Annotated in this window: 27 protein-coding genes and 1 pseudogene; 5 read left to right on the forward strand and 23 right to left on the reverse strand. The window is 49.6% G+C overall.

The features are described 5' to 3' along the window. Positions 1–188 precede the first annotated feature (188 nt). The 23 genes and pseudogenes from BN3456_RS10325 to BN3456_RS10435 all read right to left on the reverse strand — a co-directional run bounded on the left by BN3456_RS10325 (position 189) and on the right by BN3456_RS10435 (position 20,161). A complete protein-coding gene (locus BN3456_RS10325; RefSeq protein WP_141654513.1) occupies positions 189–950 on the reverse strand; it encodes a head maturation protease, ClpP-related in 762 nt (253 codons plus the stop codon). Further along, positions 835–2,208, reverse strand: coding sequence for a phage portal protein (locus tag BN3456_RS10330; RefSeq protein WP_089984066.1), 1,374 nt, complete (start codon positions 2,206–2,208; stop codon positions 835–837). The genes BN3456_RS10325 and BN3456_RS10330 overlap by 116 nt, the downstream gene beginning before the upstream one ends. A 15-nt stretch (positions 2,209–2,223) precedes the next feature. Then, a complete protein-coding gene (locus BN3456_RS10335) occupies positions 2,224–3,825 on the reverse strand; it encodes a terminase large subunit (protein WP_207644098.1) in 1,602 nt (533 codons plus the stop codon). A gap of 111 nt (positions 3,826–3,936) precedes the next feature. Further along, entirely contained in the window at positions 3,937–4,179 is a 243-nt protein-coding gene (locus tag BN3456_RS10340) for a DUF7678 domain-containing protein (RefSeq protein WP_089984067.1), read from the reverse strand. Positions 4,180–4,182: 3 nt separating this feature from the next. Next, positions 4,183–4,545: a DUF7698 family protein gene (locus BN3456_RS10345; RefSeq protein WP_089984068.1), complete on the reverse strand. Its 363-nt coding sequence runs from the start codon at positions 4,543–4,545 to the stop codon at positions 4,183–4,185. 190 nt (positions 4,546–4,735) lie between these two features. Beyond that, entirely contained in the window at positions 4,736–4,954 is a 219-nt protein-coding gene (locus BN3456_RS10350; RefSeq protein ID WP_089984069.1) for a DUF4314 domain-containing protein, read from the reverse strand. Further along, on the reverse strand, positions 4,938–5,672 hold the full coding sequence (locus tag BN3456_RS10355; protein ID WP_089984070.1) for a virulence protein: 735 nt from the start codon (positions 5,670–5,672) through the stop codon (positions 4,938–4,940). The genes BN3456_RS10350 and BN3456_RS10355 overlap by 17 nt, the downstream gene beginning before the upstream one ends. Positions 5,673–5,794: 122 nt before the next feature. Beyond that, the gene (locus tag BN3456_RS10360) at positions 5,795–7,030 is read right to left on the reverse strand and encodes a site-specific DNA-methyltransferase (protein WP_089984071.1); all 1,236 of its coding nucleotides are present in this window, start codon (positions 7,028–7,030) and stop codon (positions 5,795–5,797) included. Next, positions 7,020–8,195 (reverse strand): methionine adenosyltransferase, encoded by a 1,176-nt coding sequence (gene metK / locus BN3456_RS10365; protein ID WP_089984072.1) that lies wholly within the window; start codon positions 8,193–8,195, stop codon positions 7,020–7,022. Before metK ends, BN3456_RS10360 begins: the two co-directional genes overlap by 11 nt. A 1-nt stretch (position 8,196) precedes the next feature. Continuing rightward, positions 8,197–8,751, reverse strand: a complete 555-nt coding sequence (locus BN3456_RS10370; protein WP_089984073.1) for a P27 family phage terminase small subunit — start codon at positions 8,749–8,751, stop codon at positions 8,197–8,199. Between the two features lie 110 nt (positions 8,752–8,861). Continuing rightward, complete coding sequence (locus BN3456_RS10375) at positions 8,862–9,221, reverse strand: HNH endonuclease (RefSeq protein WP_089984074.1); 360 nt, start codon at positions 9,219–9,221, stop codon at positions 8,862–8,864. Positions 9,222–9,344: 123 nt separating this feature from the next. Then, entirely contained in the window at positions 9,345–9,764 is a 420-nt protein-coding gene (locus tag BN3456_RS10380; RefSeq protein ID WP_089984075.1) for a DUF1492 domain-containing protein, read from the reverse strand. A 46-nt stretch (positions 9,765–9,810) separates the two neighbouring features. After that, a complete protein-coding gene (locus BN3456_RS10385) occupies positions 9,811–11,154 on the reverse strand; it encodes a DEAD/DEAH box helicase (protein ID WP_089984076.1) in 1,344 nt (447 codons plus the stop codon). After that, positions 11,135–11,416, reverse strand: coding sequence for a VRR-NUC domain-containing protein (locus tag BN3456_RS10390; RefSeq protein ID WP_089984077.1), 282 nt, complete (start codon positions 11,414–11,416; stop codon positions 11,135–11,137). Before BN3456_RS10390 ends, BN3456_RS10385 begins: the two co-directional genes overlap by 20 nt. A 141-nt stretch (positions 11,417–11,557) precedes the next feature. Then, entirely contained in the window at positions 11,558–13,831 is a 2,274-nt protein-coding gene (locus tag BN3456_RS10395; protein ID WP_089984078.1) for a phage/plasmid primase, P4 family, read from the reverse strand. Continuing rightward, complete coding sequence (locus BN3456_RS10400) at positions 13,831–14,163, reverse strand: hypothetical protein (protein ID WP_089984079.1); 333 nt, start codon at positions 14,161–14,163, stop codon at positions 13,831–13,833. Before BN3456_RS10400 ends, BN3456_RS10395 begins: the two co-directional genes overlap by 1 nt. A 4-nt stretch (positions 14,164–14,167) precedes the next feature. Beyond that, positions 14,168–14,638, reverse strand: coding sequence for a DUF7768 domain-containing protein (locus BN3456_RS10405; protein ID WP_242862860.1), 471 nt, complete (start codon positions 14,636–14,638; stop codon positions 14,168–14,170). A gap of 131 nt (positions 14,639–14,769) precedes the next feature. Continuing rightward, positions 14,770–16,710 carry a DNA polymerase gene (locus BN3456_RS10410; RefSeq protein WP_089984199.1) on the reverse strand — a complete coding sequence of 647 codons (1,941 nt, stop codon included), beginning with the start codon at positions 16,708–16,710 and terminating at the stop codon, positions 14,770–14,772. Positions 16,711–16,890: 180 nt separating this feature from the next. Then, positions 16,891–17,463: a DUF2815 family protein gene (locus BN3456_RS10415; protein WP_089984080.1), complete on the reverse strand. Its 573-nt coding sequence runs from the start codon at positions 17,461–17,463 to the stop codon at positions 16,891–16,893. Further along, positions 17,456–18,603: pseudogene (locus BN3456_RS10420) on the reverse strand (DUF2800 domain-containing protein). Before BN3456_RS10420 ends, BN3456_RS10415 begins: the two are co-directional and overlap by 8 nt. Further along, positions 18,593–18,922, reverse strand: coding sequence for a DNA ligase (locus BN3456_RS10425; protein WP_089984081.1), 330 nt, complete (start codon positions 18,920–18,922; stop codon positions 18,593–18,595). Before BN3456_RS10425 ends, BN3456_RS10420 begins: the two are co-directional and overlap by 11 nt. 288 nt (positions 18,923–19,210) lie before the next feature. Then, the gene (locus BN3456_RS10430; RefSeq protein ID WP_089984082.1) at positions 19,211–19,726 is read right to left on the reverse strand and encodes an RNA polymerase sigma factor; all 516 of its coding nucleotides are present in this window, start codon (positions 19,724–19,726) and stop codon (positions 19,211–19,213) included. Positions 19,727–19,969: 243 nt separating this feature from the next. After that, positions 19,970–20,161 (reverse strand): hypothetical protein, encoded by a 192-nt coding sequence (locus BN3456_RS10435; RefSeq protein WP_089984083.1) that lies wholly within the window; start codon positions 20,159–20,161, stop codon positions 19,970–19,972. 272 nt (positions 20,162–20,433) lie between these two features. Between BN3456_RS10435 and BN3456_RS10440 the strand changes: the two genes are divergently transcribed. From BN3456_RS10440 to BN3456_RS10460, 5 genes are read left to right on the forward strand one after another with little or no spacing between them, the layout of a single operon-like run. After that, positions 20,434–21,426, forward strand: a complete 993-nt coding sequence (locus BN3456_RS10440; protein WP_089984084.1) for an ABC-three component system protein — start codon at positions 20,434–20,436, stop codon at positions 21,424–21,426. A 1-nt stretch (position 21,427) separates the two neighbouring features. Further along, the gene (locus BN3456_RS10445; protein WP_089984085.1) at positions 21,428–21,871 is read left to right on the forward strand and encodes an ABC-three component system middle component 2; all 444 of its coding nucleotides are present in this window, start codon (positions 21,428–21,430) and stop codon (positions 21,869–21,871) included. Between the two features lie 4 nt (positions 21,872–21,875). Further along, positions 21,876–23,708 (forward strand): AAA family ATPase, encoded by a 1,833-nt coding sequence (locus BN3456_RS10450; protein ID WP_089984086.1) that lies wholly within the window; start codon positions 21,876–21,878, stop codon positions 23,706–23,708. 40 nt (positions 23,709–23,748) lie between these two features. Continuing rightward, positions 23,749–23,970 (forward strand): helix-turn-helix domain-containing protein, encoded by a 222-nt coding sequence (locus BN3456_RS10455; RefSeq protein ID WP_089984087.1) that lies wholly within the window; start codon positions 23,749–23,751, stop codon positions 23,968–23,970. A 2-nt stretch (positions 23,971–23,972) separates the two neighbouring features. After that, a complete protein-coding gene (locus BN3456_RS10460; protein ID WP_089984088.1) occupies positions 23,973–24,602 on the forward strand; it encodes a DUF1819 family protein in 630 nt (209 codons plus the stop codon). The last annotated feature ends 7 nt before the right edge of the window (positions 24,603–24,609 follow it).

Genomic DNA, 24,609 nt, shown 5'->3' on the forward strand with positions numbered 1-24,609 from the left:
GATATGCCTTTTGAATCCGCCCTCAGAAAGTTGATTCTACAAGCAGCATAATCCGTTTTTATTATAACAAATTTTTCAGGCATAGCGACAGTTATGTCTATTTCTCATACTCTTTTTTCACTATTTATTTCATTTTGGATAATATTCACTTTTCAATGTCCTGTTGCCAGCAGTGCTGGCATGATCAATCAGAATTCCGAGAGATCATTGTATTGTTTGATAAGGTCAAGGCGCTCCATCAGAGAATGAACGGAACGCTCGGTTTCGACAGGTTTCGACAGGATACGACATTTTGCAGCCAGCTTATCCAGTAAGGAATTGGTGACAGCAGCACGGGAAAAGAGCATCGGGCCGTCGGCCTTGTTCTCCACAGGCGTGTCACTGGGACGCATCAGGATTTCATCGGCAAAGCCCATATCAACAGCCGTATGTGCATCCATCCAGGTCTCTGCATCCATGAGATGAGAGAGCTTGGCACGGCTCATGCCGGTTTTGATTTCATAGGCGTTGATGATGCTTTCCTTCACTTCGTCCAGCATGGCGATGGCTTTCTGCATTTCTGCGGAATCACCAAAAGCCACAGTGGCCGGATTGTGAATCATCAGCATGGACACGGGAGATACCAGCACCTTGGTACCGGCCATTGCAATGACAGAGGCTGCCGAAGCAGCGATGCCGTCAATCTTTACCGTGACGTTGCCCTTGTAATCCATCAGCATGTTGTAAATCTGTGCAGCAGCCACGCAGTCACCGCCCGGAGAGTTAATCCAGACAGTAATGTCACCGCTGCCGGTGAGCAGCTCGTCTTTGAAGAGCTTTGGTGTGACATCATCGTCAAACCAGCTGTCCTCGGCGATGGTGCCGTTTAGGAACAGTGTCCTCTCCAGTGTTTCCTCCTGAGTCTCCTGATTGGTCACTGTTTGATTCTTCCACTTCCAGAATTTCTTCATGGTCATCTTCCTCCTTTCCAGCAGCAGTGGTCGCTGCAAATATACCGGCATCCTCCAGCTTGGTCATGTTGCCGTTAATGAGATATAGGTCACCACCTTGCTCGGTGGGGATGCGGTCGAGATTTTCAAGTTCACGGATGTCATTGGCACTCATCCAGCCGTTCTGTCTGGCTGTTGCATAGCCATTCATGCGGCTTTGGTAATCACCACGGAGAAGACCGTCAACATTGAACTTCACAAAATAAGCAGCCTTCTCGGATTCGGAGAGAAGTGCCCGGTTGATGGATTGTTCCCAACGGACTATCCACGGCTCCAGAGTGTACTTCACGAATTCCAAGGATTGCTGCTCAATATTAGAAAAGCTCGACTTCTCCAAATCGCCGACCATGTGAGGCGGCACTCGGAAAATTCGAGCGATTTCATCAATCTGAAATTTTCGGGTTTCTAAGAACTGTGCCTCGTTTGGTGAAATGGAGATAGGCGTGTATTTCATGCCTTCCTCCAGCACAGCGACCTTGTTTGCATTGGAGCTGCCGCCAAAAGCGCTGTTCCAGCTTTCTCTGACCTTGGCTGGGTCTTTTACCGTGCCCGGATGCTCCAGGATACCGCCCGGTGTGGCCCCATTTGCAAAGAACTTTGCACCGTATTCCTCGCAGGCAATCGCCATGCCGATAGCGTTTTTGGCCATCGCAATGGGAGAGTAACCGACGAGGCCATCAAAGCCAAGGCCCGGAATGTGCAGCACATCGGTGGTCTTTAGCGTTACCGTGCCTGTTTTCATGGTGGGTGCATCGGAATCCTGCATCTGGTACTGATAGTAGAGCTTGCCCTTGTCATCCCGGTCGACAGTCATTCGATTGGGCATCAGTGGATACAGGGCGATGACTTCACCCTTGCCATTGCGAATAATCTGTGCGTAGGCATTGCCCCACAGGAGTAGGTGTGTCATCAAGGTTTCCCGAAACACAAAGGATGTCATCTCCGGATTAGGCGCATCGTGCAGGAGCCGATACAAGGAATGCTTCAGTGCTTTTTCCTTGCTGCCATCCTCCTGATATTTATATAGATGTACAGGCAGTCCGGCGATGGCCTCGGACAAGATACGCACGCAGGCGTATACTGCAGTCATCTGCAGCGCCGAGCGTTCATTGACCGGTTTGCCAGCGGTGGAGCCACCAAAGAAAAAGCGGTAGGCACTGCCGGAGGTGCTGTTTGTAGGCTTGTCCCTTGACCGGAACAGACCAGAAATAATGCTCATATAAAATCACTCCCTTCAGATAAACAAAATGCCTCTGTCATCATAAACAGAAGCGCCAGCATCGTTGCCACAGCGGATAGCTCGGTCGAGACCCATGATAGTAGCAACAGCGCCGTCAATCTTTTCTGTGGATTTTTCCTTGTCAGCCTTGATATTGCTAGCCGGGTCAGTACGGATGAAGATGTTATCCATCATCCAGCGGAGCACCGGATGCCCACTGTGGGCCAGACGTTGTTCCAGGGTCAGCTTCATCAGCTCCTTGGTAGGTGGGCTCATATCCTTAAAGCCCTGTCCGAAGGGCACGACGGTGAAGCCCATACCCTCCAGATTTTGCACCATCTGGACAGCGCCCCAACGGTCAAAGGCAATCTCGCGGATGTTAAAACGCTCACCGAGGCTTTCAATAAATTTCTCAATGTAGCCGTAATGCACAACATTTCCCTCGGTGGTTTGTACGAAGCCTTGACGTTCCCAAACATCATAAGGAACATGGTCTCGCTTCACACGCAGGTCGAGGGTTTCTTCTGGTATCCAGAAATACGGGAGAATGGAATATTTGTCGTCCTCATCCTCCGGTGGGAATACCAGTACAAAGGCGGTAATGTCAGTAGTGGAAGAAAGGTCAAGGCCGCCATAGCAGACCCGGCCCTCCAGGGCTTCCTCATCCACCTTAAAGGAACAGGCATCCCACTTATCCATTGGCATCCAGCGGATTGCCTGCTTGACCCATTGATTGAGTCGCAGCTGCCGGAAGGAATTCTCCTCACCGGGATTTTGCTGGGCGGATTCGCAGGCTGCCTTTACCTTATCCATCCCGACCGTGATGCCGAGAGAAGGATTGGCCTTCTTCCAGACCTCCGGGTCAGTCCAGTCATCGCTTTCATCCGCACCATAAATGACCGGATAGAAGGTGGAGTCCACCTTACGGCCCTCCAGAATATCCTTTGCCTTCTGATGCGTTTCATAGCAGATGCTGTTGGTGTCGGTACCGGCGGTAGTAATCAAAAAATACAGCGGCTGCATACGGGCGTCACCGGAACCCTTGGTCATAACATCAAAGAGCTTTCGGTTTGGCTGGGTGTGCAGCTCATCGAAGACAACGCCGTGAATGTTGAAGCCGTGCTTGGAGTAGGCCTCAGCGGAAAGCACCTGATAGAAGCTATTGGTAGGCTGATAAATGATACGCTTCTGAGAAGTCAGTATCTTTACTCGCCGGTTGAGCGCAGAACACATACGCACCATATCGGCGGCCACGTCAAATACGATGGTCGCCTGCTGGCGGTCAGCTGCACAGCCGTATACCTCAGCGCGTTCCTCACCGTCGCCGCAGGTAAGCAGCAGGGCCACCGCAGCGGCCAGCTCGGATTTTCCCATCTTCTTTGGGATTTCCACATAGGCGGTATTAAATTGTCGGTAGCCGTTTGGCTTGAGGGTGCCGAAGATGTCTCGGATAATTTGTTCCTGCCAATCAATAAGCTCGAAGGGCTTTCCGGCCCAGGTGCCCTTCGTGTGACAGAGGCACTCAATAAAATTGACTGCGTAATCCGCCATCTGTTTGTTGTAGGTGGAGTCCGCAGCCATAAAGCGTGTGGGTTTATAGCTTTTCAGTTTTCTCAACGGTGCAGCCTCCTTTCGGGCATAAAAAATGACCTGCCAACGGCAAGCCTTTGTAACAAGATACAGAGCCGTCAGGCTCCGCACTTGGGATATTCTGTTATCCAGGTGTTCTTAGTTGTGATTGTTTAAAAGGATGCAAAGCGCAAGCTCGGCTTCCTTGCAGGTGGGCTCGATGTCCCAGCCCCTATCGTAGTTGCAGATGATTTTGCCGTCTGCCTTCAGCATCAACTTGGAAATTTTGCCGCCATTGATGCCGTATTCCTCGCTGGGTTCCTCGTAATGCTTGACCCAGTAATGAACGACGGTGTACTTGCTGTCTGCTGCGGGGATTCTAATCGTTCCTTCACTCCACATGGTTTAGGCCTCCTTTACCGTCATCTTGATGGCAGGAATGCTGGCGTGTTCGCCGGTCTGCCAGTCGGTGTAGCGGGCCTTGACCTGGGTGAGCCCGGCCATGTGGCAGCCGCGCTTTTCAAATTCTGCCAGGGTGGTGATGAGGCTTGAAAAGGTGGAGCTGATGGTGAACTCGGTGATGCCAAGTGCTCTGCAATTTTCGAGGATTGGGTCGATGTCGTAATCCCAAATGACCTCGTTAAAGTCAATCAGGTTGTTTCCGGCTTCCTTGCTGTTCTGGTAAGCCCAGTAAAGAGTGCCGTTTAAGCCCTGTTCCTTGAAGCTCTTGCTGCGGTCGATGTTTTCAAATGTGGTAATCTCTTTCATGTTCGTAACCTCCGTGTGTTTGTTGTCTCGTCTGCCGACTCGGTCGGTGCTGTTGTCCGCTTTGCGTCCAACGGTTGCCACTGGCAACCCGCACCCTTTCGGTAGGTACATATTCGCTCTAAAAGCACATAATAGCAACTCATTTAGGGCCTATATATGTACCAAAGATTGTGACGATAAACTGTGTAATTTACAGCTTTCGACATCTATCGACACCGAAGATTACGTTGAGGCCGGAGCCATTGTCCCAGTTCACCAGAAGGCTGCCAGTATCATCGACACCGTAGACGGTGCCAAGAGTACCAATAGGCGGTGCCTGTAGGTCATCCATCTGAAGCAGCCCCACACGGGTGCCGTTTGGATATTGCTGACGCAGGCGTTCGACCTGCTCTTTACTCGGAAATCTCATTAGAAGGCACCTCCTTTTTTGTACCGGACTTGAAGGCTGCGGAGCCAGTCAGGTTGCGGAGCAGGATTTTGCGCTCCTCCTTGTACTCGTTGCCAATGAAGCCGAGGCGGAGTAGAAAGCAGCGGAAGGCGTACTTCTCGTTTTCCACCGGCTTCTCTGTGGCGCTAATGCGCTTCTGATTTTTGCTCATCTGGCAAAGGGCTGCGATGAAGTGAGTGTAGGCCTTGACCTCGTCAGGCTCCGGCAGCTTGTGGAACCAAGGGAAGGAAATAGTCTCCTCGGTGATGAGGATAGGCGTTTCTTCGATATTCAGCGCCGTCTTGATGAGCGTGCCCTTGGCCTCCAGAAGGTTTGTCAGGTTCCCGGCTGCGGCCTTGTCCAGTGGAAGTGTGACCGTCAGGCCAGTTTCCTCGTCCGGAATATCGTAGGCCGGAGGGCAATCCTCCAGCGGTTCCTCGCAGTCAAGTTCCGGCTGGGGCTCGTCGTATTCGGCACTTTCGTAATGGAAGCCGCGCTCGGTGAGGGCTGCCAGCACCTGCCGGATTTCCTCCGGGTCAGCCATGTCATTGAAGGTAAGATTGCCTTCTCTGGTGACAGTGAAGTAATCCACCTCGTAGGCGTAGGTTGGTGTTTTCTTGTAGATTGCCTTGGCTCCTGTGATTTCCTCAAGGGCCTTTACAAAAGGCTTTCTGTTGGTAACGTTGTAAGTAACTTTCATGGTGTGTACCTCCTTTGTTTTGGTACTACATTAATCACTCTAAAGGCACATATTAGCAAGTCAATTCGAAGAATAAACCTGACAAATATGTGCCTCCCAGATTGTGTATAGTACCAAGGCGGTTACTCAGCCACGACAGCGATTTCATCGTAGGAATAGGTCAGACCGTCACGGATGACGAAGACCTTTTCGGAGGAGCCGACCTGTTCAAGGTAGCGCTCCACGATAACATCGCAGAATTTTTCGTCCAGCTCGATGGTGCAGCAGAGGCGTTTCGTCTGTTCGCAGGCGATGAGTGTAGAGCCGCTGCCACCGAAGGGGTCGAGTACGATGGAATTGCTCATGCTGGAATTCATAATCGGATAGGCCAGAAGCGGGATAGGCTTCATGGTCGGGTGGTCACCATTTTTCTTTGGTTTATCAAATTCCCAGATGGTGGTTTCCTTGCGACCCGTGTACCACTGATGTTTGCCATTTTTCTTCCAGCCAAACAGCACCGGCTCGTGCATCCACTGGTATGGGGAGCGCCCCAGCACCAAGGACTGCTTTTTCCAGATGCAGCAGCCAGAGAGATAGAAACCTGCGTCTACGAAGGCTTTTCTGAAATTCAGTCCCTCGGTATCCGCATGGAATACATAGATGCTGGCGTCGTCTGCCATTGCAGCGGCCATCTGGGTGTAGGCGTCGAACAGGAACTGATAAAAAGCCTCGTTGCCCAGGTTGTCGTTCTTGATTTTCCCGGCGGAGCCTTCGTAGTTGACGTTGTAGGGTGGGTCTGTGACCACAAGGTTGGCCTGCTTGCCAGCCATCAAAAGCTCGTAGGTTTCGGGCTTCGTGGAATCGCCACAGACAAGGCGATGGTCGCCAAGGAGCCAGAGGTCACCGGCCTTGGAGAAGGTGGGCTTTTGCAGCTCAGCCTCCACATCAAAGTCGTCGTCCTTTATGCCGCTTTTGGTATCCTCGCGGAATAAGTCTTCCAGTTCCTCCGGCTCGAAACCGGTAAGGGAGACATCAAAGTCAGCGCCCTGCAAATCAGCAATCAAAAGGGCTAACTTGTCGTTGTCCCACTCACCGCTGATTTTATTAAGGGCCACATTCAGGGCTTTCTCTTTTTCTTCCTCCATCTGAACGATAACGCAGTCCACCTCGGTCATGCCCATGTTCTGCAGCACCTTCAAGCGCTGATGGCCGCCGACTACACGACCGGTGGTCTCATTCCAGATGACGGGTTCCACATAACCGAATTGCTCGATGGAGCGTTTCAGCTTTTCGTATTCCTTGTCACCCGGTTTCAAATCCTTACGAGGATTGTATTCTGCCGGGAGCAGGTCTTTTACGTTTTTCTTTTCAATCTGCATATTTCTTCACGACCTCCTCCAAGTGGATATCTTCCTTCAGCGAGAGCGAATCCTCCCAAGTGTTATAGCCGGTGAAATGACCATAGGTGGCGGTCTTTTCATAATCGGCATTGCGCAGGCACAGCTTTTCAAGGATGGCTGCCGGACGCAGGTTGAAAATCTCAAGGCAGCCTTTACGGATAGCCTCATCCGAATACTTGCTGGTACCGAAGGTGTTCACGGTGAAGGCCACCGGGTCAGCCTTGCCAATGGCATAGGAGATGCTGACCTCACATTCCTTGGCCAGCCGAGAGGATACGAGGTTCTTTGCAATGTAGCGAGCCATATAGGCACCGGAGCGGTCAACCTTCGACGGGTCTTTGCCAGAAAAAGCACCGCCGCCATGATGAGCAAGTCCACCATAGCTATCGACCATCAGTTTTCTGCCGGTGAGACCAGTATCAGCATCCGGGCCACCCTTCACGAAGCGACCGGAAGGATTGACCAGAATCTCTGTATCCTTATCAAACGGGAACTTCTCAAAAACGGGCCATAGGATATTGGAGATGATTTCACTGCGCAGCTGTTCAAGCTGTACGTTTTCCTTGTGCTGGATAGAGACCACGATGGCCTTCACACGAGCAGGCTGTCCATCACGATATTCGATGGTGACCTGGGACTTGCCATCCGGCAGGATGTCGTGAACAAGACCGGACTTGCGGCACTCATCCAGTTTTTTGCAGATATCGTGCGCAAAGAGCAGCGGGAGTGGAAGGTAGCGGTAGCCGCCTTCATCAATGGCATAACCATAAACCGTCCCCTGGTCGCCAGCGCCCATAGAGGAATACCAGCTGTCATCACCGTTGCGACTTTCCAGCGAGTAGTTCACGCCAGAAGCGATGTCCGGACTCTGCTTTCTGACATAGACCTGAAGCAAACGTCTCCAGGAGTTCATGCCTACTTCATCCAGCACGCGCCAGACTACCGACTGAATATTGACCTTGGCAGTAGAACTGATTTCTCCTCCAATAATGATGCGACGGCCCACGGCCATGACCTCTACAGCAACATGAGCACTTTTATCTTTTCTCAAATAGGCATCCAGAATCGCATCGGCGATTTTGTCACACAGCTTGTCAGGATGCCCCTCGCAGACAGATTCTGCAGTTTTATAAGTAATGTTCATATCAATTTCCTTTCCGTGCACGCAGCAGAAGTTCCATCGTGTCATCCATAGGAGTGGCACCGTTGTACTCGCTGGCACAATTCTCTTTTACAATTTGATAGATTTCCATCCAGAGACGATTGGTCTGGGACATGAAGTTCTGACTCATGGCCACATAGGGCGATTGGATTGCATTGCCGGTTGTGGGATGCTTGGCTAAGAAACCAAACTCAGAGATGGCTTCCTCGCATTGAATCCAACGGGCAGCACTCATGGCATACCGTTCCAGCAGGTCTGGGGAGACCAGCGAAGCGCAGTGACGTTCCTGTAACCATTCCCAGGTCTTTTTGTAGATACCTGGTGCAAGCAGCTTTTTGCCGTCCTTTTGTTTTGCAGATAATAGTCTGGATGGTTTGGGCATCGGCTGACCTTCTAAATCGGCTGATTGATTATCAAAGTCGATGACAGTCAACTCTCGTTTGCCCGGATTACCCTCGGCGAGCTTATCAGCTAAGGGCTTTTTCTTGGCTCCGGCACCTATACGGGCACCACCACGGTTTGTACCGTCCTTAGCCATTTTCACACCTCCATTTCTGGGGCCTATATACCCCGTTTGAATTTGCGACTTTGTGCGTAAGAGCCCACGCCCGTTCCACGGCGGCTTCAACGTAGAGATTCAGACCGCCCCTACCGGTTGTGCCAGCGGTCACCGTGTTCTGCATGAATCTTCGCATGACAGCTTTTGCACAGGGCAATGAGATTACTTCTATCATGCGTTCCACCCTGAGAGAGTGGGAGCTTGTGATGTATCTCTTCGGTGGCAACGTAGCGTCCGTCCTTTAGGCACTGCTCACACAGTGGGTGGGCAGCAGCATAGCTGTCACGGATGCGTTTCCAAGCCCTGCCGTAGCGTCGCTTGGTAGCAGGGTCACGGTCGTATCGTTCGTAGCGTTTGTTCTCTTCCTTCTCGTGTTCCAGACAGTAGCGACCGTCCGTTAGGTTAGGGCAGCCGGGATGGGAACACGGTCGTTTGGGTTTCCTTGGCATTGGTGTTCACCTCCTTCGGGCATAAGAAAAGCCCTGCAGGTCTGGTGATCCACAAGGCTCTCTGTGATTTTCGCTTTTCGCTATTGTAATAATATCATAGGATAGGACTCTCATTCTATCACATTAACTCTCATGCTTTGTCGGCACGGTGATTTCTTTTAGTGCGGCACTGTGCATGCGGTGGATGTGCTGCATGGAGTAGTTCATGTCCACAGCAATCTGCTCCCAGGTGATGAAGCACAGGTAGCGTTTCTCCAGTAAGGTCTGGTATTCCACATTGGGAACTGCTTTGATGACACCCATGATTTCATGCTTCAACTCAACCAGTGCGTCAATATCCCCGTTGATTTCTTCCTGCAGGGAAATAATCTTGATTACGGCATCTGCCATACGGGAGCCACCGTGATTCGGGTTTCTTGGCATATCCGAAATGGTAGAGGTGCATCTGGTCGCCAGCTCGTTCAAGGAAGCGATTTGCTGGATTTTAGAATTGATACGCTCGTCAAGGTAACGAGCCTGTAGTAAGTATTCTTTTTCTGTCATAGGATACCTCCGGAATTTTTAATTTCCCTCGGATTGGCATGGACTGTCATAGATTGGCTTTTACGGCATCAATCAAAGCGGTCTGGCTCAGCTCCTTTTGGGAGAGAGCCTTTAGTATCCGCTCGTCGATGGTGCCTTTTGTGATGATGTGTTCTATCACCACGGTACAGGAGGTCTGGCCTTGCCTCCATAATCGGGCGTTGGTCTGCTGGTACAATTCCAGTGACCAGGTCAGCCCAAACCAGATAAGGGTGGAGCCGCCAGCTTGCAGGTTCAGGCCATGACCGGCAGAGGCTGGATGAATAACTGCTACCGGGATTTTTCCGGCATTCCAGTCGGTGATATCCTGGCTATCCTTGATTTCCCTGACCGTGAAGCGGCGCTTGATACGTTCAAGGTCATGCTTAAACCAGTAGGCCACCAGAACGGGTTTGCCGTTTGCCGCTTCCAGAATGTCCTCCAGCGCATCCAGCTTTCGGTCGTGAAATTCAATGGTGTCGCCGGTATCGGCATAAATCGCACCATTGGCCAGCTGTGATAACTTGCCGGTAAGAGAAGCTGCATTTGCGGCGGTCACCTCACCGTCTGGAAGCTGCAATATCAGGTCTTTTTTCAACTCCTCATAGCGCAGGCGTTCTTCCTCGGAGAGCTTCACCTCATATTGCGAGGAAATCAGCTCAGGCATCTGCAGGTGGTCGGTGGATTTCATGGAAATCGTAATATCCGAAATCTGCCGGTAGATAAGTTCCTCTGCATAGGGCTGCGGTTTATAGGAATAGATAATCATGCCGTTTCGTTTATCTGGTGAAAAGTAATTGTTGCGGTATTCGGTAATAAAGCGACCGAGGCGCTTGCCCATGTCCAGCAGCCGGAACTCAGCCCATAAATCCATCAGGCCATTGGAGCTTGGCGTACCAGTCAGGCCAATGATGCGTTTGACCTTGGGCCGTACCTTCATCAGAGAACGGAAGCGCTTTGACTGGTGATTCTTGAAGGAGGAGAGTTCGTCGATGACCACCATATCGTAGTCAAAGGGAAAGCCACTGTCCTCTATCAGCCATTGCAGATTTTCGCGGTTGATGATGGTAATGTCAGCTGTGGCCATTAAAGCAGCCCGGCGCTCCTTCACGCTGCCAACAGCAACGGTAAAAGACAGGTGCTGCAGGTGTGACCATTTTTCAAGTTCTGCTGGCCAGGTATCACGGGCCACACGAAGTGGAGCGACCACCAGAATGCGGTGGGCCAGAAAGCTGTCAAACAACAGGTCAGCGATAGCAGTCAGGGAAATGACCGTCTTGCCAAGACCCATATCTAGCAGCACAGCAGCTACGGGATGTGTTTCAATGTAGTCGATGGCAAAGGCCTGATAATCATGTGGCTTGAAGTTCAAGAAGCATCCCTCCAATCTGTTCTATGCTGTCGATGACGTAAACACGAAAACCCAGGGAGCGCAGCAGTCGGTGCCTTGCTTCCTGTAAGGAACGTGGGCGTTTTCCAGGTGCCTTGAGTTCTACAAAGGCGATAACGCCATCAGGTAATAAGATAAGGCGGTCGGGCATCCCATCGAAACTCGGAGACACGAACTTTACTGCAATGCCACCGGCCCTTTTTACCGCCACGGTTAATTTGGTTTCTATCGTTTTTTCTCGCATACTTGTCCTCCCATCAGGGCTTTTAATCAATAGGTGCAAGGTGTATCAATGGTCTTTTCCTAACTTTTTCTTATAGACTTTCTTATAGTCCTAAGAGAATTTTTGTATATGACCTTGATACACCTTGTCATCTATAGAAAATCAGTTCAAAAAATCTTCTTCAACGTCATTTTTCTGTGTCAAACGCAGGCCCTTAAAGTAACGCTTGCGATTTTGTGTGATACGCTCATAACCAGCGTTCTCCAAGGCAAGATAGAAGTCTGCCGTGTTACGCACATAGTCATTGGTATCCACGCAGTAGTTTCGGTATGCCTGATAAAGCCCAGAGGAGCTTTCCTTATAGGACGCATCCACGTCACAGCAGTCCTCCATAAAATGACCAAACCAGTCATTCTGGTTGCGGTAGGCATCAATGGCCGTTTGTACGCAGGCCGGTACGGGAATCTGGTAATCCAGTTCGATGACCTTTTTGGCACCCTCGATGACCCACGCCAGAATACTATCACCGGCATTGTCATATAGGTACTCGCCATAATTCTTGATGTCGCTGTTGCCGGTAATCTTGGCACCAAACGGAATGACGATAAGACGACGCCAGATACCATCATCGGAGGCGCTGACACGAGGCAGATGGTTGGTATAAAGTACAAGGGTGTGGCAGGGCTTGAAGGAAAACGGGTCTTTGTATTTCTTTTCCGCAAACACGTCATCGGTGGAACAAAGCTGCTTGACGGTGGAGTCATTGAGGCGGGCACCTTCCTGCATTTCTGCTGCAATCAGCAGTCGCTTGCCCTTGACCTCAGCCATTTCTGGTTTGATGTTTCTGCGGCAGCCAACGGTCAGGGTGTCGGCGGAGATGTTGCCGCTGTACAGGCCCAGCACTCTGGAGATGGCATTCCAGAAGGTGGATTTACCATTTCGGCCATCGCCGTAGGCAATGATGAGAGCTTCCACGTAAACCTTGCCGATGGCGGACAGTCCACAAATCATCTGAACGTAGTCGATGAGTTCCTGATTGTTCTGGAAGATAAGGTCAAGACTATCGAGCCAAAGCTGCTGACCCTTTTGCCCCGGCGATACGGAGGTGATTTTGGTAATGAAGTCCTCCGGTAAATGTTCTCGTGCTCCGGCCATGCCACGGCGCAGGTCATAGGTGGCTTCCGGCGTACACAGGGCAAAGCAGTCGGCATCCAAATCTCTCGGCGAAATCTCCAGCATCGGATGAGCTTCCTTCAGCGTAGAGGTGATATTCTTGGAATCCCTGCGCTTGACTGCAAAGGCCTGATAGGCTTTCGCTGCGGAAAAATCCTGAAAAGCCTGCAGCTGTTCTTCATTCATCAGCTGTTCGGCCTTGCTCTTTGAGGCACCATCTAAAATCGCCTGTGCACCGCAGCTCTTTAATTTATCCAAGGCGGTGACCAGGTCGTTCCCGGCTTCCTTCAATTGGCGACGGGTCAGCTCATGTGCAACAGCCTGTGCGCCCGGTTCGGATTCCTGCCAGTAGTGGTCAGAGTAGCGAATGAAATGAGTGGCCGGAGAGTAGCGCAGCTCTTTTGAGAAATACTTCGCCAGCACCTCAGCCTGTCCAACATCGGAATAGTCGCCCGGCTTATAGCAGGACGGGTCATTATAAACCTCTGGTGCCACATAGCCTTCCTGGCTTGAGAGTCGCGCATAAAAACGCTGTGCGCTGTGCCAGATAGTGCCAAGCTCGCTGTTATCGAGAGGCGGTTCACATTTGGCGGCTTCTTCAAGGAAGGTCTGGTAGGCCTTATCCGTATCGCCATATTTCTTGATGACACGACCGGCGAAACGGCTCAGGGTTGCATTACGGCTGCCCTCCGGGATGATGGAAGAATCGTATTGACCCTCCGGCAGACCTTCGTCGAACAGGTCATCGTCCAAAAACCCGGTCAGGTTCATGCGCCCCGGATACAAAGCTACCTCGGCAGTAGCAGTTCCGAAAAAGAAGCGTGCAGCATCCAGCGCCTGCGTATCAAAATAAGGGAAGATGGAATTGACCAGCTTTTTCATATCACTGTAAAGGCCAGCATCTGTTACGGTAGCAATAGGAAAAAGCACATGGAACTTTGGCCTTGCAGACTTGCCGTTTTTCTCGCGCTGATTAAAACGACTGAAGTGAACAGCGAAGGTAACGCCGGGAAAAGCCTGCATCACGTCCTCTGGCGTAATCCAATCTTCCGGATTTTCAGAGTGGTCATTGTCACAGTCCACCGGCAAGCAGTCGCTGCCGATAAAGTTCTCACCGTTACGATAGCTGTTGCGATATTCAGCGCATACATAATCGTGGCAAATGGCCGCTTTCAAACCGGCTTCATCCAAAACGACCTGCTTATGGGGATAGGAGCAGTTACCGGGATTGCCGGTAACGTCCGCAGAATACAGTGTGAACATTAGTCAAACACCTCCTTGGCTTCGTCCTCCAACACCTTGGTGATAAACCTCAAGGCACGGATAGTGGTTTCCAGCTCGCAGTCGCCACCAAGGAAAACCTCAAAGCCGGTAGCATCACCGAAACGGTCGCGCAGCACACGAATATCCATATCCGTGCAGGCTGCATCCTGAATGCGGAAATAGGTGCGTCCGCCGAGACCAGTGTCACCACCCTGATAGCCGGTAGTGCCAGCTTCCACTTCGAGAATGTTGCAGCTTACTACCTCACGTGTATAGGTACTGATTTCAGTGCCGTCCGGCAACTTTTTTCTTTTTTCGATTACTTCATACATAGTCTTAGACCTCCTCCAGATTTTCAGTAAAATAGCGCAAGCGGTAGTTCTTCCACTTGGCTCGTTCAATTTCAGCTTCCATGCCGGGCGAGATGCGTTTGCCAAACACCCAGACCTCGGAACACTTGCTCATCAGGGCATTTCCGAAGAACAGACCAAGCTGGCGTTCCTGTGGGTCGGCGTCGTTGAGAAACTGCGGAAATAACAAATGTGGCGCGATAGGGATATAACCGGTTTCCACAGCAAAGCGACTGTAAGCTCTTGCAGCTTTTACGTTGGTTTCGATGTCTCCGGCAAAGGGAGAACAGATATAGACGATAGGCCTGAAAGCGCGAAGTGCTAGTTCTTCCTTGTCAATAACGGATAGTGCGCCATAGGCAGTGGGGTCAAAAGGTCTCACCTGCCGGTTCGGTCGGTGCTTAACGCTCCCCACTGGGGAGCAGCACCCTTCACTGTTAAATTTGCTGATGCTCATTGCACGAGTCCTCCTTTCCGGATGGCACAAAAAACGTCCACCTCATAATCGAGATGGACGTCTATGGGTAAATCTTCAAGGCACCATCTCACTATCCACTGGAGATGAGAGAGTGCTTTTGACGAAACGAATCAATCTTTTTTATAAAAATCTGTAACGTAGCCATCGGCGCGAAGCAGCAGGCCCTTTGCCCACGGTGGTGTCCGGCCCATCTGCTCACAGATTGCCTCCAGCGACATATGAGGGTCGCCTTCAATGACCAGTTCATCGTGGATATGCATGACAATGGAGCAGCAGCGCAGTGTCTTCAGGGCGTAGCACAGAATATCACGTGCGGTTGCCTGCACGATGTTTTCGACAAATTTCGGGCCGTAGGAATCCAGGCGTTCCCACTTCTTGGTGCCGCCGACGCCCTCATAGGTGATACAGCTGCCACCGAATCTATTCGTTCCAACCTTTGGCTTGACGTAGGCCAGCTTTCTGCCAGAGGGAAGCGTGATAAACAGCATTCCGCTGCGGCAGGAAAATGTCAGCCCATAATCGGTGGTGGTATGTTTGTACTTCACGGCTTCCATAACAGCGCGGTCAACGGCCCACCAAAATTCGACAATTTTCGGATTGGACTGTCGCCAAGCGCCAACAAGAGGAGGAAGCTCCCCTTCCGTGAGTCCCATATCCAAAGCGCCCATTGCCTTAAGCGCACCCACGCTGCCTCCATAGCCGAGGGCCAGCTCGGCGATTTTACCTTTTTGGCGAAGGTGGCCGTTGATACCATGCTTCTCTATCGGTACGCGAAACATCTGACTGGCAGAGGCGCAGTAGATATCGCCGCCCTTGGCGAAGACCTCCTGTCGCCAGCTTTCACCGGCAAACCACGCGATGACACGAGCTTCAATGGCCGAAAAGTCTGCAACGTAAAAGCGTGTGCCTTCTCTTGGAATAAAAGCCGTGCGAATAAGCTGGGAAAGTGTATCCGGGACATCCTCATATAAAAGTTCCACTGCCTCAAAGTCGCCAGAACGCACAAGGGCACGTGCCTCAGCCAGGTCAGGCAGATGGTTTTGAGGTAGGTTTTGCAGCTGTATATTGCGTCCGGAAAAACGGCCCGTCCTGTTGGCTCCATAAAACTGAAACATACCACGGGCACGACCGTCGGCGCATACGGTCTTTTCCATTGCCTGATATTTGCGAACAGAGGATTTCGCCAGTTGCTGGCGCAGGGTTAAGACCTCGCAAAGCTCTGGAGGCGCTGTCTTCAAAAGTTCTGCCACGGCCTTCTTGTCCAGGCTGTCAGTTGTCATGCCGTTTTCAGCCAGCCATTGTTTCATCTGCTGGACGGAGTTCGGGTTTTCCAGTGCGGTGATACGCTGCATCGCCGTGGTCAGTTCTTTCCGGGAACGGTTGTCCATTTCAAGCGCCTGCGTTACCAATTCCAGGTCGAGCCTCACTCCGGTGTCATTTATCTGCTGGTCAAGATGATATTCCTCCCATACCATTTCAGGCACAGGGAATTTATAAAGTCTTTGCTGGATTCCCATTTCGGTTTCCACATCACGGAGATTGTAACGCTTGAAGTCGGCCCATTTTTCTGGAGCATGAAAAGGGCGATTCCGGGTGCGTTCTCCATTGACCTTGGTAGGTGCACAGGGCTGGCAGAAATATTTGATGAGGTCTTTGCCCTCCGAGAGCTTTTGCTTTTCAAGACCAAGAACGGCACCAACTCCCTCCAAGGATAAGGGCAGGCCCATTGTGGCGGCCCATATCATGGAACAGCGCCAGCTTTCCGGGTCAAGGTAATCGCTGGTAGGATAGCCCAAGAAGCGTGAGAGGCAGATGCGTTCAAAACTGGCATTAAAGGCCCATTTTGTCACAGTCGCATCCTCCAAGGCCGCCAGTATTTCTTTGGGAATGTGTTCACCGCAGGCAAGGTCAATGACCTGCACAGGGCCAGCATCTACGCTGTAGCCAAAGAGCAGGATTTCAAAATCTGGAGCTTCCACATAGCGATATACGCCTGACTTTTGCAGCGGCGTGCTGCTGTAGGTTTCAATATCAATACTTAAGGTTTTCATAAAAGTACGTCCTTTCCGCGCGTCGCCACAAGCTGCATATCGCTCACTTCCCCACTTGTGCGGAAGTTCGTTCATTTCGCTGTGGCTCCTTTTCCCAAAAAGTCTACGACTTTTCGGGAACCCTGAATAAACAGGGTGACAGATTTCTCCGCCACCCTGCCGGTTACTCAGATACTGCTGTTAGTCAAGGAAATCCTCGGCTTCCTCCGTTGCAAAATCGGACTCAGCACTTGCCTTGCCGCCAAGAGGCTCACCATCACGTACCTTCTGCAGATTGTTCAGGCCGCAGGCGATGCCTTTGTTGCCAGAGCTGTTGAAGGCGTAGAAGCTGATGCTGGCACGACCGTACACGCCGGAGTAGACCTCGGAGCGAGTCAGGATAGGATTGCGGTCAACATCCACGATGCCAGGTGCAGAGGTGGCGTTGGCATTCACGAAGTAGGCGTTCGCGTAGGCGGAGTCATCCGGACGTTCCAGGTCGCCGTCACGCAGTGGAGTCTTGAGAACAGACAGTGCCGGTACGGATTTGCCGCTGCCCTTGAGCTTGCCTTCGCCTTCCTTGTAGGCAGCCTCGATAGCTGCTTCAATCTTAGCGACGGTCTTGGTGTCGGACTTCGGAATGATGAGGCTGACACTATACTTCGGAGTGCCACCGTTGATAGATTTAGGTTCCCAGACGTTGGCGTAGCTCCAACGGGTGTCCGGGCCAGTGATTACCTTCATGGGATTTGCGGTTTTGATATTTTTACTCATTGTCATTTTCCTCCATAAAATCATTTTTTGCGTTGTTCATTGCCGGGCGTTTATCGCTTTCCGGCACGAGTGTTGGTTTACCCTGTGGCTTTTCGATAAAGCCGTTCAGAAGTTCGTCGAAGCGAGATTTGCCAAGACGCTTCTGTAAGGCTGTGATGCCAAGCAGCTTCTTCTCATACGGGTCGAAGCCAGCCTCGCTGACTGCCTGAATGACAGCAGCTTCATTGGTGTACTTTCTGTTGGAACGACCTTCGACCAGCTTCCAGCCGTTCCATTCCTTACCGCTGACTGCCTGCTGCAGGGCGTATTCCTTAATATCGGAAGCCCATGCCACCAGCTCATCCACACGGGAGAGGATGACTTCAATTTCAGTGTCCTCCAGCAGCGGAGGCAGCTTGAAGTCATGTTGTGCAAGGGAGAGATTTGCTTCAGCTCTGGCCCGGCATTCATACTTGGCCTTGCAAAAGCCGCACCACTCACCGCACAGATAATTGCCATCACCGGCGAAAGCCAGAGCAGCGGTAGGCTTTAGAATTTCCTCGGCCCATCGGCCCAGTGGTAAAGCTCGTCCTTGGAAAGCTCAAAGGTTGAGATGTTCTGGCGTCTGGGCTGATAGATGGTCATGCTGACCGTATCGATGTCGTAGATGCCGTCGAACAGTTCCAGAGCACCAAGTGCGTAGCATTTCATCTGAGGATTATCCTCAGCGGAAACGAGGATGCCCAAGCCGTGCTTGTAATCGCAAATTCGGAGTGTTCCGTCTGCGATGACGATGCAGTCTGCGGTACCGAAGCCTTGTTCCACCCAACGAGAGAAATCTACTCGCTGTTCAATCAGGACGACTGGGTCAGCGCAGGTCTGCTTGGCAGCTTCTACCTGCTCAAGGATGTAGGCAGCATAGCCGGTGGCACAATCCTCCATTTCCTCGCTGTACCAGGACAACTGTTTCGTAGGATTTTTGGCCTTCTGACCCAGTGCCTTGCGGAGTTTGTATTCGCAAAGACTATGTGCCTCGGTGCCTTCTGCTGCGTAGTCGCTTCCTTTGTCCTCGTAGCTTTCACCGAGCCTTGCAGAAGGCGGACAATGAAGCCAGCGGTTGGAAGAGGAAGCTGAGAGAATTGCATGTCCATTAGGTGGCATCGCCAAGCACCTCCGCTTCCCTCAAGAGGGCTTCGTAATTTGCCGGGTCAATCTGCGACAGCTTGCTGGCTCCATATTTCAGAAGCAACTCGCGGATGGCAGCAGTATGACCGGCACGGGATTTATCCGCCAGTACAGCTCGTACCTGCTCCAGCGTCAGCTGCGGTTTCGGTTCAGGTTTCGGAGCTGTCTTTTTTACGGGCTGCGCATCAGCCTCACCGCTAAACTGTTTTGCCAGCCACTCGACTGCATCAGAGATGGCAGCAGCTGCACCTCGCAGTTCTTCGCAGGTCTGTGCCATATCGTTCATTTTGCTCATGGATTCTTCCTCCTTCCTCGGATTGTCTTTGTGCGGCAAGGATACTCAGGTTCCTTGCCAGTCTGCCGGATACGATACTGATTGAGGTCAAAACCTTAATCACCTCGGTATCGTCCTTGTGGCTGTTGTGATAGGACTGTCTCATGGTGTTCACCTCCAATCTGAAAGGCTGTTGTTCTGTGCCTTACACTTACCACTGGAGATGAGGGAACCGTTTTGACGAAGGAAAAGAAAAAAATTATAAAATCTCCGACTGCCACAAAAGCAGCCGGAGCGCTGCCTTATGTTTTAGAAGAAGTCAGGATACTCTGCAGCAAGAATATCCTTTGCTTTGGCTAAACGCGAGCGGAAGGTGGTGCGCTTGATGCCGAGGATGTCGGCGATTGCCTCGTCGGGTATATTCTGAAGACGAAGACGGCCGATTTCTTCGGCCTCCGGCATCAACTCCTGCAGGCGTCTGAATAACTGTTCCAGCGTGGCTCTGTCACAGACGATTTCGTCCAGTAATGGAGAATCGTCCGGAATAGCGTCCTGCGGAGTACAGGTGTCGCCGTCCTCGTTTTCTGAGGTGAAATCGAGGGAAAGCATGTCCCCGCCCCGACGATACTCGCAGTTGCAGCAGTCGCCATCGCAAAGCCAGAACTTGTTCTTCGGGCAGATGCACTGGCCGTGATACTGTGCCTTCTTGCGAAAGGCATCGTAAAAACGGGTGTGCTCACGATAGACGGTTTCGGATACTTCCACCCATTGACGGGTGGATTTCAGGTAGATACGGTGTTTGCATTGATTTTCGTTGATTGCCATGTGTTTTTCTCCTTTCGGCTGTTAAACCGAAGCGGAGATAACCTGTATGGCTGCCAGTTTTGCTTTTCATAAGCGGTCACCTCATGCGGATTTCTCCGCTTCGAATCGGTGACCAGCCGTCCGTTAGCTGGCACTCTATGTTTAATGTTCTTCCTTCCATCAACTACGAACACACCTCGTGGCCACGAAGAAGGTGAGCTGATTTCAGGAAAAGTAGTTTTACGCCTTGCTCAGGGCGTTCGTTTAGTTGTCGTTGGAAATTTGTTCCAAGTCAGCGAAGACCTCGCCGTAATAACAAGAAGCTAAATCATAAAATCCGTGAGCACCGTAGCGTGCAAAAACTGATTTCGCAACGGCGTTTCCATATTCGGCTGCCACTGTAGAAGCAGTATTCTCGATGTTGGTTTCCCACATTTCTTTTTCTGGATTTTTCACATGAATCACCTACCTTTCGTTGCTGTATACAAGTTCTTTTGCGGCTGGTGGCGAGAAAAACATTTATTTTGCATCGCTATTCATATATTCGTCATCGCAAAGATATTGTTTTCTTCGCGCCAATGTGCTATAATTAAAAAGTGTAAATTGCAAGGAGAGTAAATTTGCTCTTTGCTTCTTACAATCACAGTATATAAAATCGAATTTTTGAATCAGCGACAAACGCATACATCCGCATACATCGCCGCGTACATGGGAGGAGGAACACTCGATTGAAGTTTTGTGAATTAGCAAAAATACTGCATAAGTACAGAAGAGATAAAAGTGAAACCACTGCTATGTGTGTGATGATTTTGACAGATGCCATTCTTGATGATGTGGCTATCGAAAAAATCGGACTTGAAAACCGCGATACAAATCCAATGTATGGAAAGAAAGAATCTACCCTGCAGGCGATATATAGTGGCGTAAGATTAAAAATTTCCAAAGAAGATGCGGGCATTATGCTTTCGCGTGTTGATGAAGCGCACTTCGCTGATTTTGTAAATTCATATTCCTATGATGCTCTCGTTCAAATGAGTGAGGATGTTTCTGCATATGGATTTGATGCTCATCCAGACAATGTTGCTGAGATTTGTGCCAATATCATGGCACAGATAATCAATAATCGAGCAGAAGGAAAATCCGACGATATCACTACGCTTACTATCAAGAAGAAAGAAAATGGTAAGCGGATAAAAGATATCGCCCCTGCGACCATTGAGCGCAGAGGCGACAAATTACATATTTGTGGTGAAGAGATTGAAATCCATCAGATGCTGGTGCCACAGAATGTTGCTAATATTGAATTGAAATATATAAAAGCACTGTGCGATGCCTATGCGCAGGCCTTGGGTAGACAGGCCGTTGCGGAAGTAGATATACCATCTTTGCCGGAGCCTTTCCCTGACGACTTTTCAGACCAGCGCAAGGCATATTACAGCGCAGAGAGTATTGAGCACTCCATTCGAGATACATTTGATGATGGAGAAGATGAATTTACAAAGCTGAAAGAGGATGCATGGAATGGAATTAGTATGACTTATCGAAGCAGACGGTATCTTGATGGCTACGAGAGGCTGAATGCCGTTCTTGAAAAAATAACAAGCACTACCTTGGATTTGTCAGTGTTAAATCAAATCCGGGGCTTGATAGGAAACTTAGAGAAAAAAGGCATTTGCCACATTCTGGTGAATGACGGGACGATAAGCTCGTGGGTGGTCTAATATGGAAAAAGTATTCAATAGTGCATTTGAAACATCATTACGGATTATGCTGCTTTTGTCAGTCTGTGGTAATGGAATAACTGCCGACCGAATTGCTGAATATGATTTGTTGACGGTTTACAGCAGATATTTTGGTTTGTCAGACCAAGTGCTGAATGGAGATAATGACTTTGGGTTTAGCGAATACGCTGCCCGAAGAAAAAACATCCAAGGCACATTGAAAGATATGGTTCTGGATGGAACAGTAAAAGTAGTAAGAGGCAATGATGGATTTCGATACGCCATAACAGAAGCTGGATTTAACGCTTCAAAAAGAATGCAGTCGGAATATGCAATGACATATAAGAAGCTGGCGCTGGTAACAGCCCGGAAATATGGAAGTAAAACAGATTCGGAAATTATGGATGTAATAAATAAGGCATCCATGAAATCATTGAGGAGGTAATATAATGGCTGGATTTTATATCAAAAAAGTAATTGCAAAGAGCGATAAAAAAGAAACGGCTGATGTTACCTTTAAGCCAGGTCTGAATGTGATTCAGGGCCGGTCTGACACGGGCAAGTCCTGTATTGTTAAATGTATAGAATTTGTCTTTGGCGGCAGCATGAAAACTTTAAAAACGCCTTTTAAGCCATCCGCTGAATACAATGAGGCTATTGTTGTATTGGTTTCACCTGAAGGGGAAATTACGGTGAGCCGTAAAGTTGGTAAGAATCAGGTGGAGGTTTCCACAGAAATCGAAGGAATCGACAGCGGACTATATAATCTGAAGCATTCAGAAAAATCAAAAGTGCCAGATTTTAATCTGATAATGCTTCGACTTCTCGGTATAAATGGTGAGCCAAAAGTACCTTCAAATGCACGCTTTACACCAGGACGTCTGACATGGGCTAACCTGCTACGCCTGTTTTATGTAAATGAGCGCAGGATTGATGACGAAGTATCTATCGTTGAGCCACAGGAAACTTACGAGAAAACGCTTTTTATGTCATCCTTAATTTACCTCTTATCTGGTCGGGATTTTTCCGAAATGGATGTCCAGACACAAAAGAAAATTAGAAAAGCGAGAAAAGAAGCGGTTGAAGAATATGTGAATGGGAAACTATCGAATGCTGGTGAGCGAAAAGAGCGCTTAGAAAAAGAATTGCAGATATTCAGAGGCATCGATGTTGAAGCGCAAATTGTTCAAATGATTTCTTCTCTGGAAGAAACGGAACAAAAGATAGCCGCAGCACTGGAAGAGAGCAAGAAGCTGCTCTCCTCGATTATGACGTTGGAGGAAAAATCTGCTGAGTGCAATGTTCTCCTTTCAAGGTATCAGAATCTTCGTAGCCAGTATAAAGCAGATATTCAACGGCTTTCATTTATCGTTGAGGGAGAAGTCGAAACGAAGAAACTGCCGAGGGTTACCTCTTGCCCGTTTTGCGATGGTAAAATTACGCCTCACAGCCATAAATCATATGTAGAAACATCCAAAGCGGAGCTGGCCCGTATTATGGCTCAGATGGAGGGATTAGCTGCAACTGAAATAGATGTGCGTGCGCAGCAGGAACTTAACGAGCAACAACTCACTGTTCTTAGAGAAAGACGTTCTGGAATTGATGCGATGATTGAACAGGAGCTGAAGCCGGAATCTGTAAAACTGACAGAATCGATTAGAGGTTATCGTGCCTATATTCAAATTGATAAGGAAATGCAGCTTGTGTCAGAATTTGCGAGAGACTGGGCTGGCGACTTGACAAAATTGGATGTTCAAGAAGAGGATGATAAGGAAAAGGAAAAAATTCAATATCATCCCAAGGAACACTTCGATAGTCAGTTCCAAACTATAATGAGCGAGTATGCAGATTCTATTTTGAGAGAATGTAACTATCATGGTCTTGCAGCAGCTCGATTTGATATGAAAAAATTTGATATTGAAGTAAATGGTGAGCCCAAAGGAGCCAGTCATGGCAAGGGTTACTGCTCGTATTTGAATACAGTAGTGGCGCTTATGTTCCGCAAATATCTGATGGAGCATGGAAAATATAATCCAGAGCTACTCATCGTTGATACGCCGCTTCATGGATTTGATGAGGACGACTCTGAAGATGCACCTGAGAGCATGAAGGCTGGGCTGTTTAATTACTTCATAAATCACCAAGAAGGCCAGTTGATTGTGATTGAAAATCTTGATCACATTCCGCATTTGGATTATGAAGCAAGTGGTGCTAATGTTATAACCTTTACTAAACGAAAAGTAGATGGTGAGAGATATGGATTTTTAAATGATGTCTATTAATATAAAGTTGCGTGTGTTTTGAACAGACGGAGGTAAGAGAATGCGTATCAGTTATAACAAGCTCTGGAAACTGTTAATTGATAAAAATATGAATAAGCAGGATTTGCGAGAAGCAAGCGGGATTAGTTCCGCCTCTGTTGCCAAGCTCGGAAAAGGCGACAATATTACAACAGAAGTGCTACTGCGTATATGCACTGCATTAAACTGTGATATCAGCGATATCATGGAAGTAGTGGAGGATGCTCCACAGGAGGATAAATAAGCATGGCTCAAAACAAAGCGGCAGCACTGAGGGACGCAAGTCCCTACAATGCCGCCATAACAAGAGAACAATTTTTATTTTATGAAATGCGCACGACGGCAAAACTGCTGAATGAGGGCCTGAATGACGAAGAAACCGCCAACCGAATCGTATCAGAGAACCTGTTTCAGTACCCAACAGAGAAATCTGTGCGCAAAATGGCGCTGGCTTGCCTGCGCAGACTTCACGCAATGAACGACGATTCATTGATTTCTGCAATGGCTACCCAGCCTTCAGATGTATCAAAGCAGATTTGCCTATATGCCATGATGAAGCAATATCGTCTGGTTTGGGACTTCATGGTCACGGTTGTTGGCGAGAAGTACCGTTTAAGGGACACGTCCTTTGGTAAGATAGACTTGAACACCTTTTTCCTTCGTCTACAGGAGCAGGACGATTGGGTTGCCACTTGGAGTGACAGCACCATCACGAAGGTGAAACAGGTACTGAATAAAATGCTGGTGGAGAATGAGTACATCGATAGCACCACTGCCGACCACCTCAATCCGGTATGGCTCAATCCCATTCTGGAGAATGCCATCCGCAGCAACAATGATGACATTGTTCTTCCGGCATTCAATAACTTTTCGTAAAGGAGGC

The organism is Clostridium sp. C105KSO13 (assembly GCF_001517425.1).
Taxonomy (GTDB): domain Bacteria; phylum Bacillota; class Clostridia; order Lachnospirales; family Lachnospiraceae; genus Muricomes.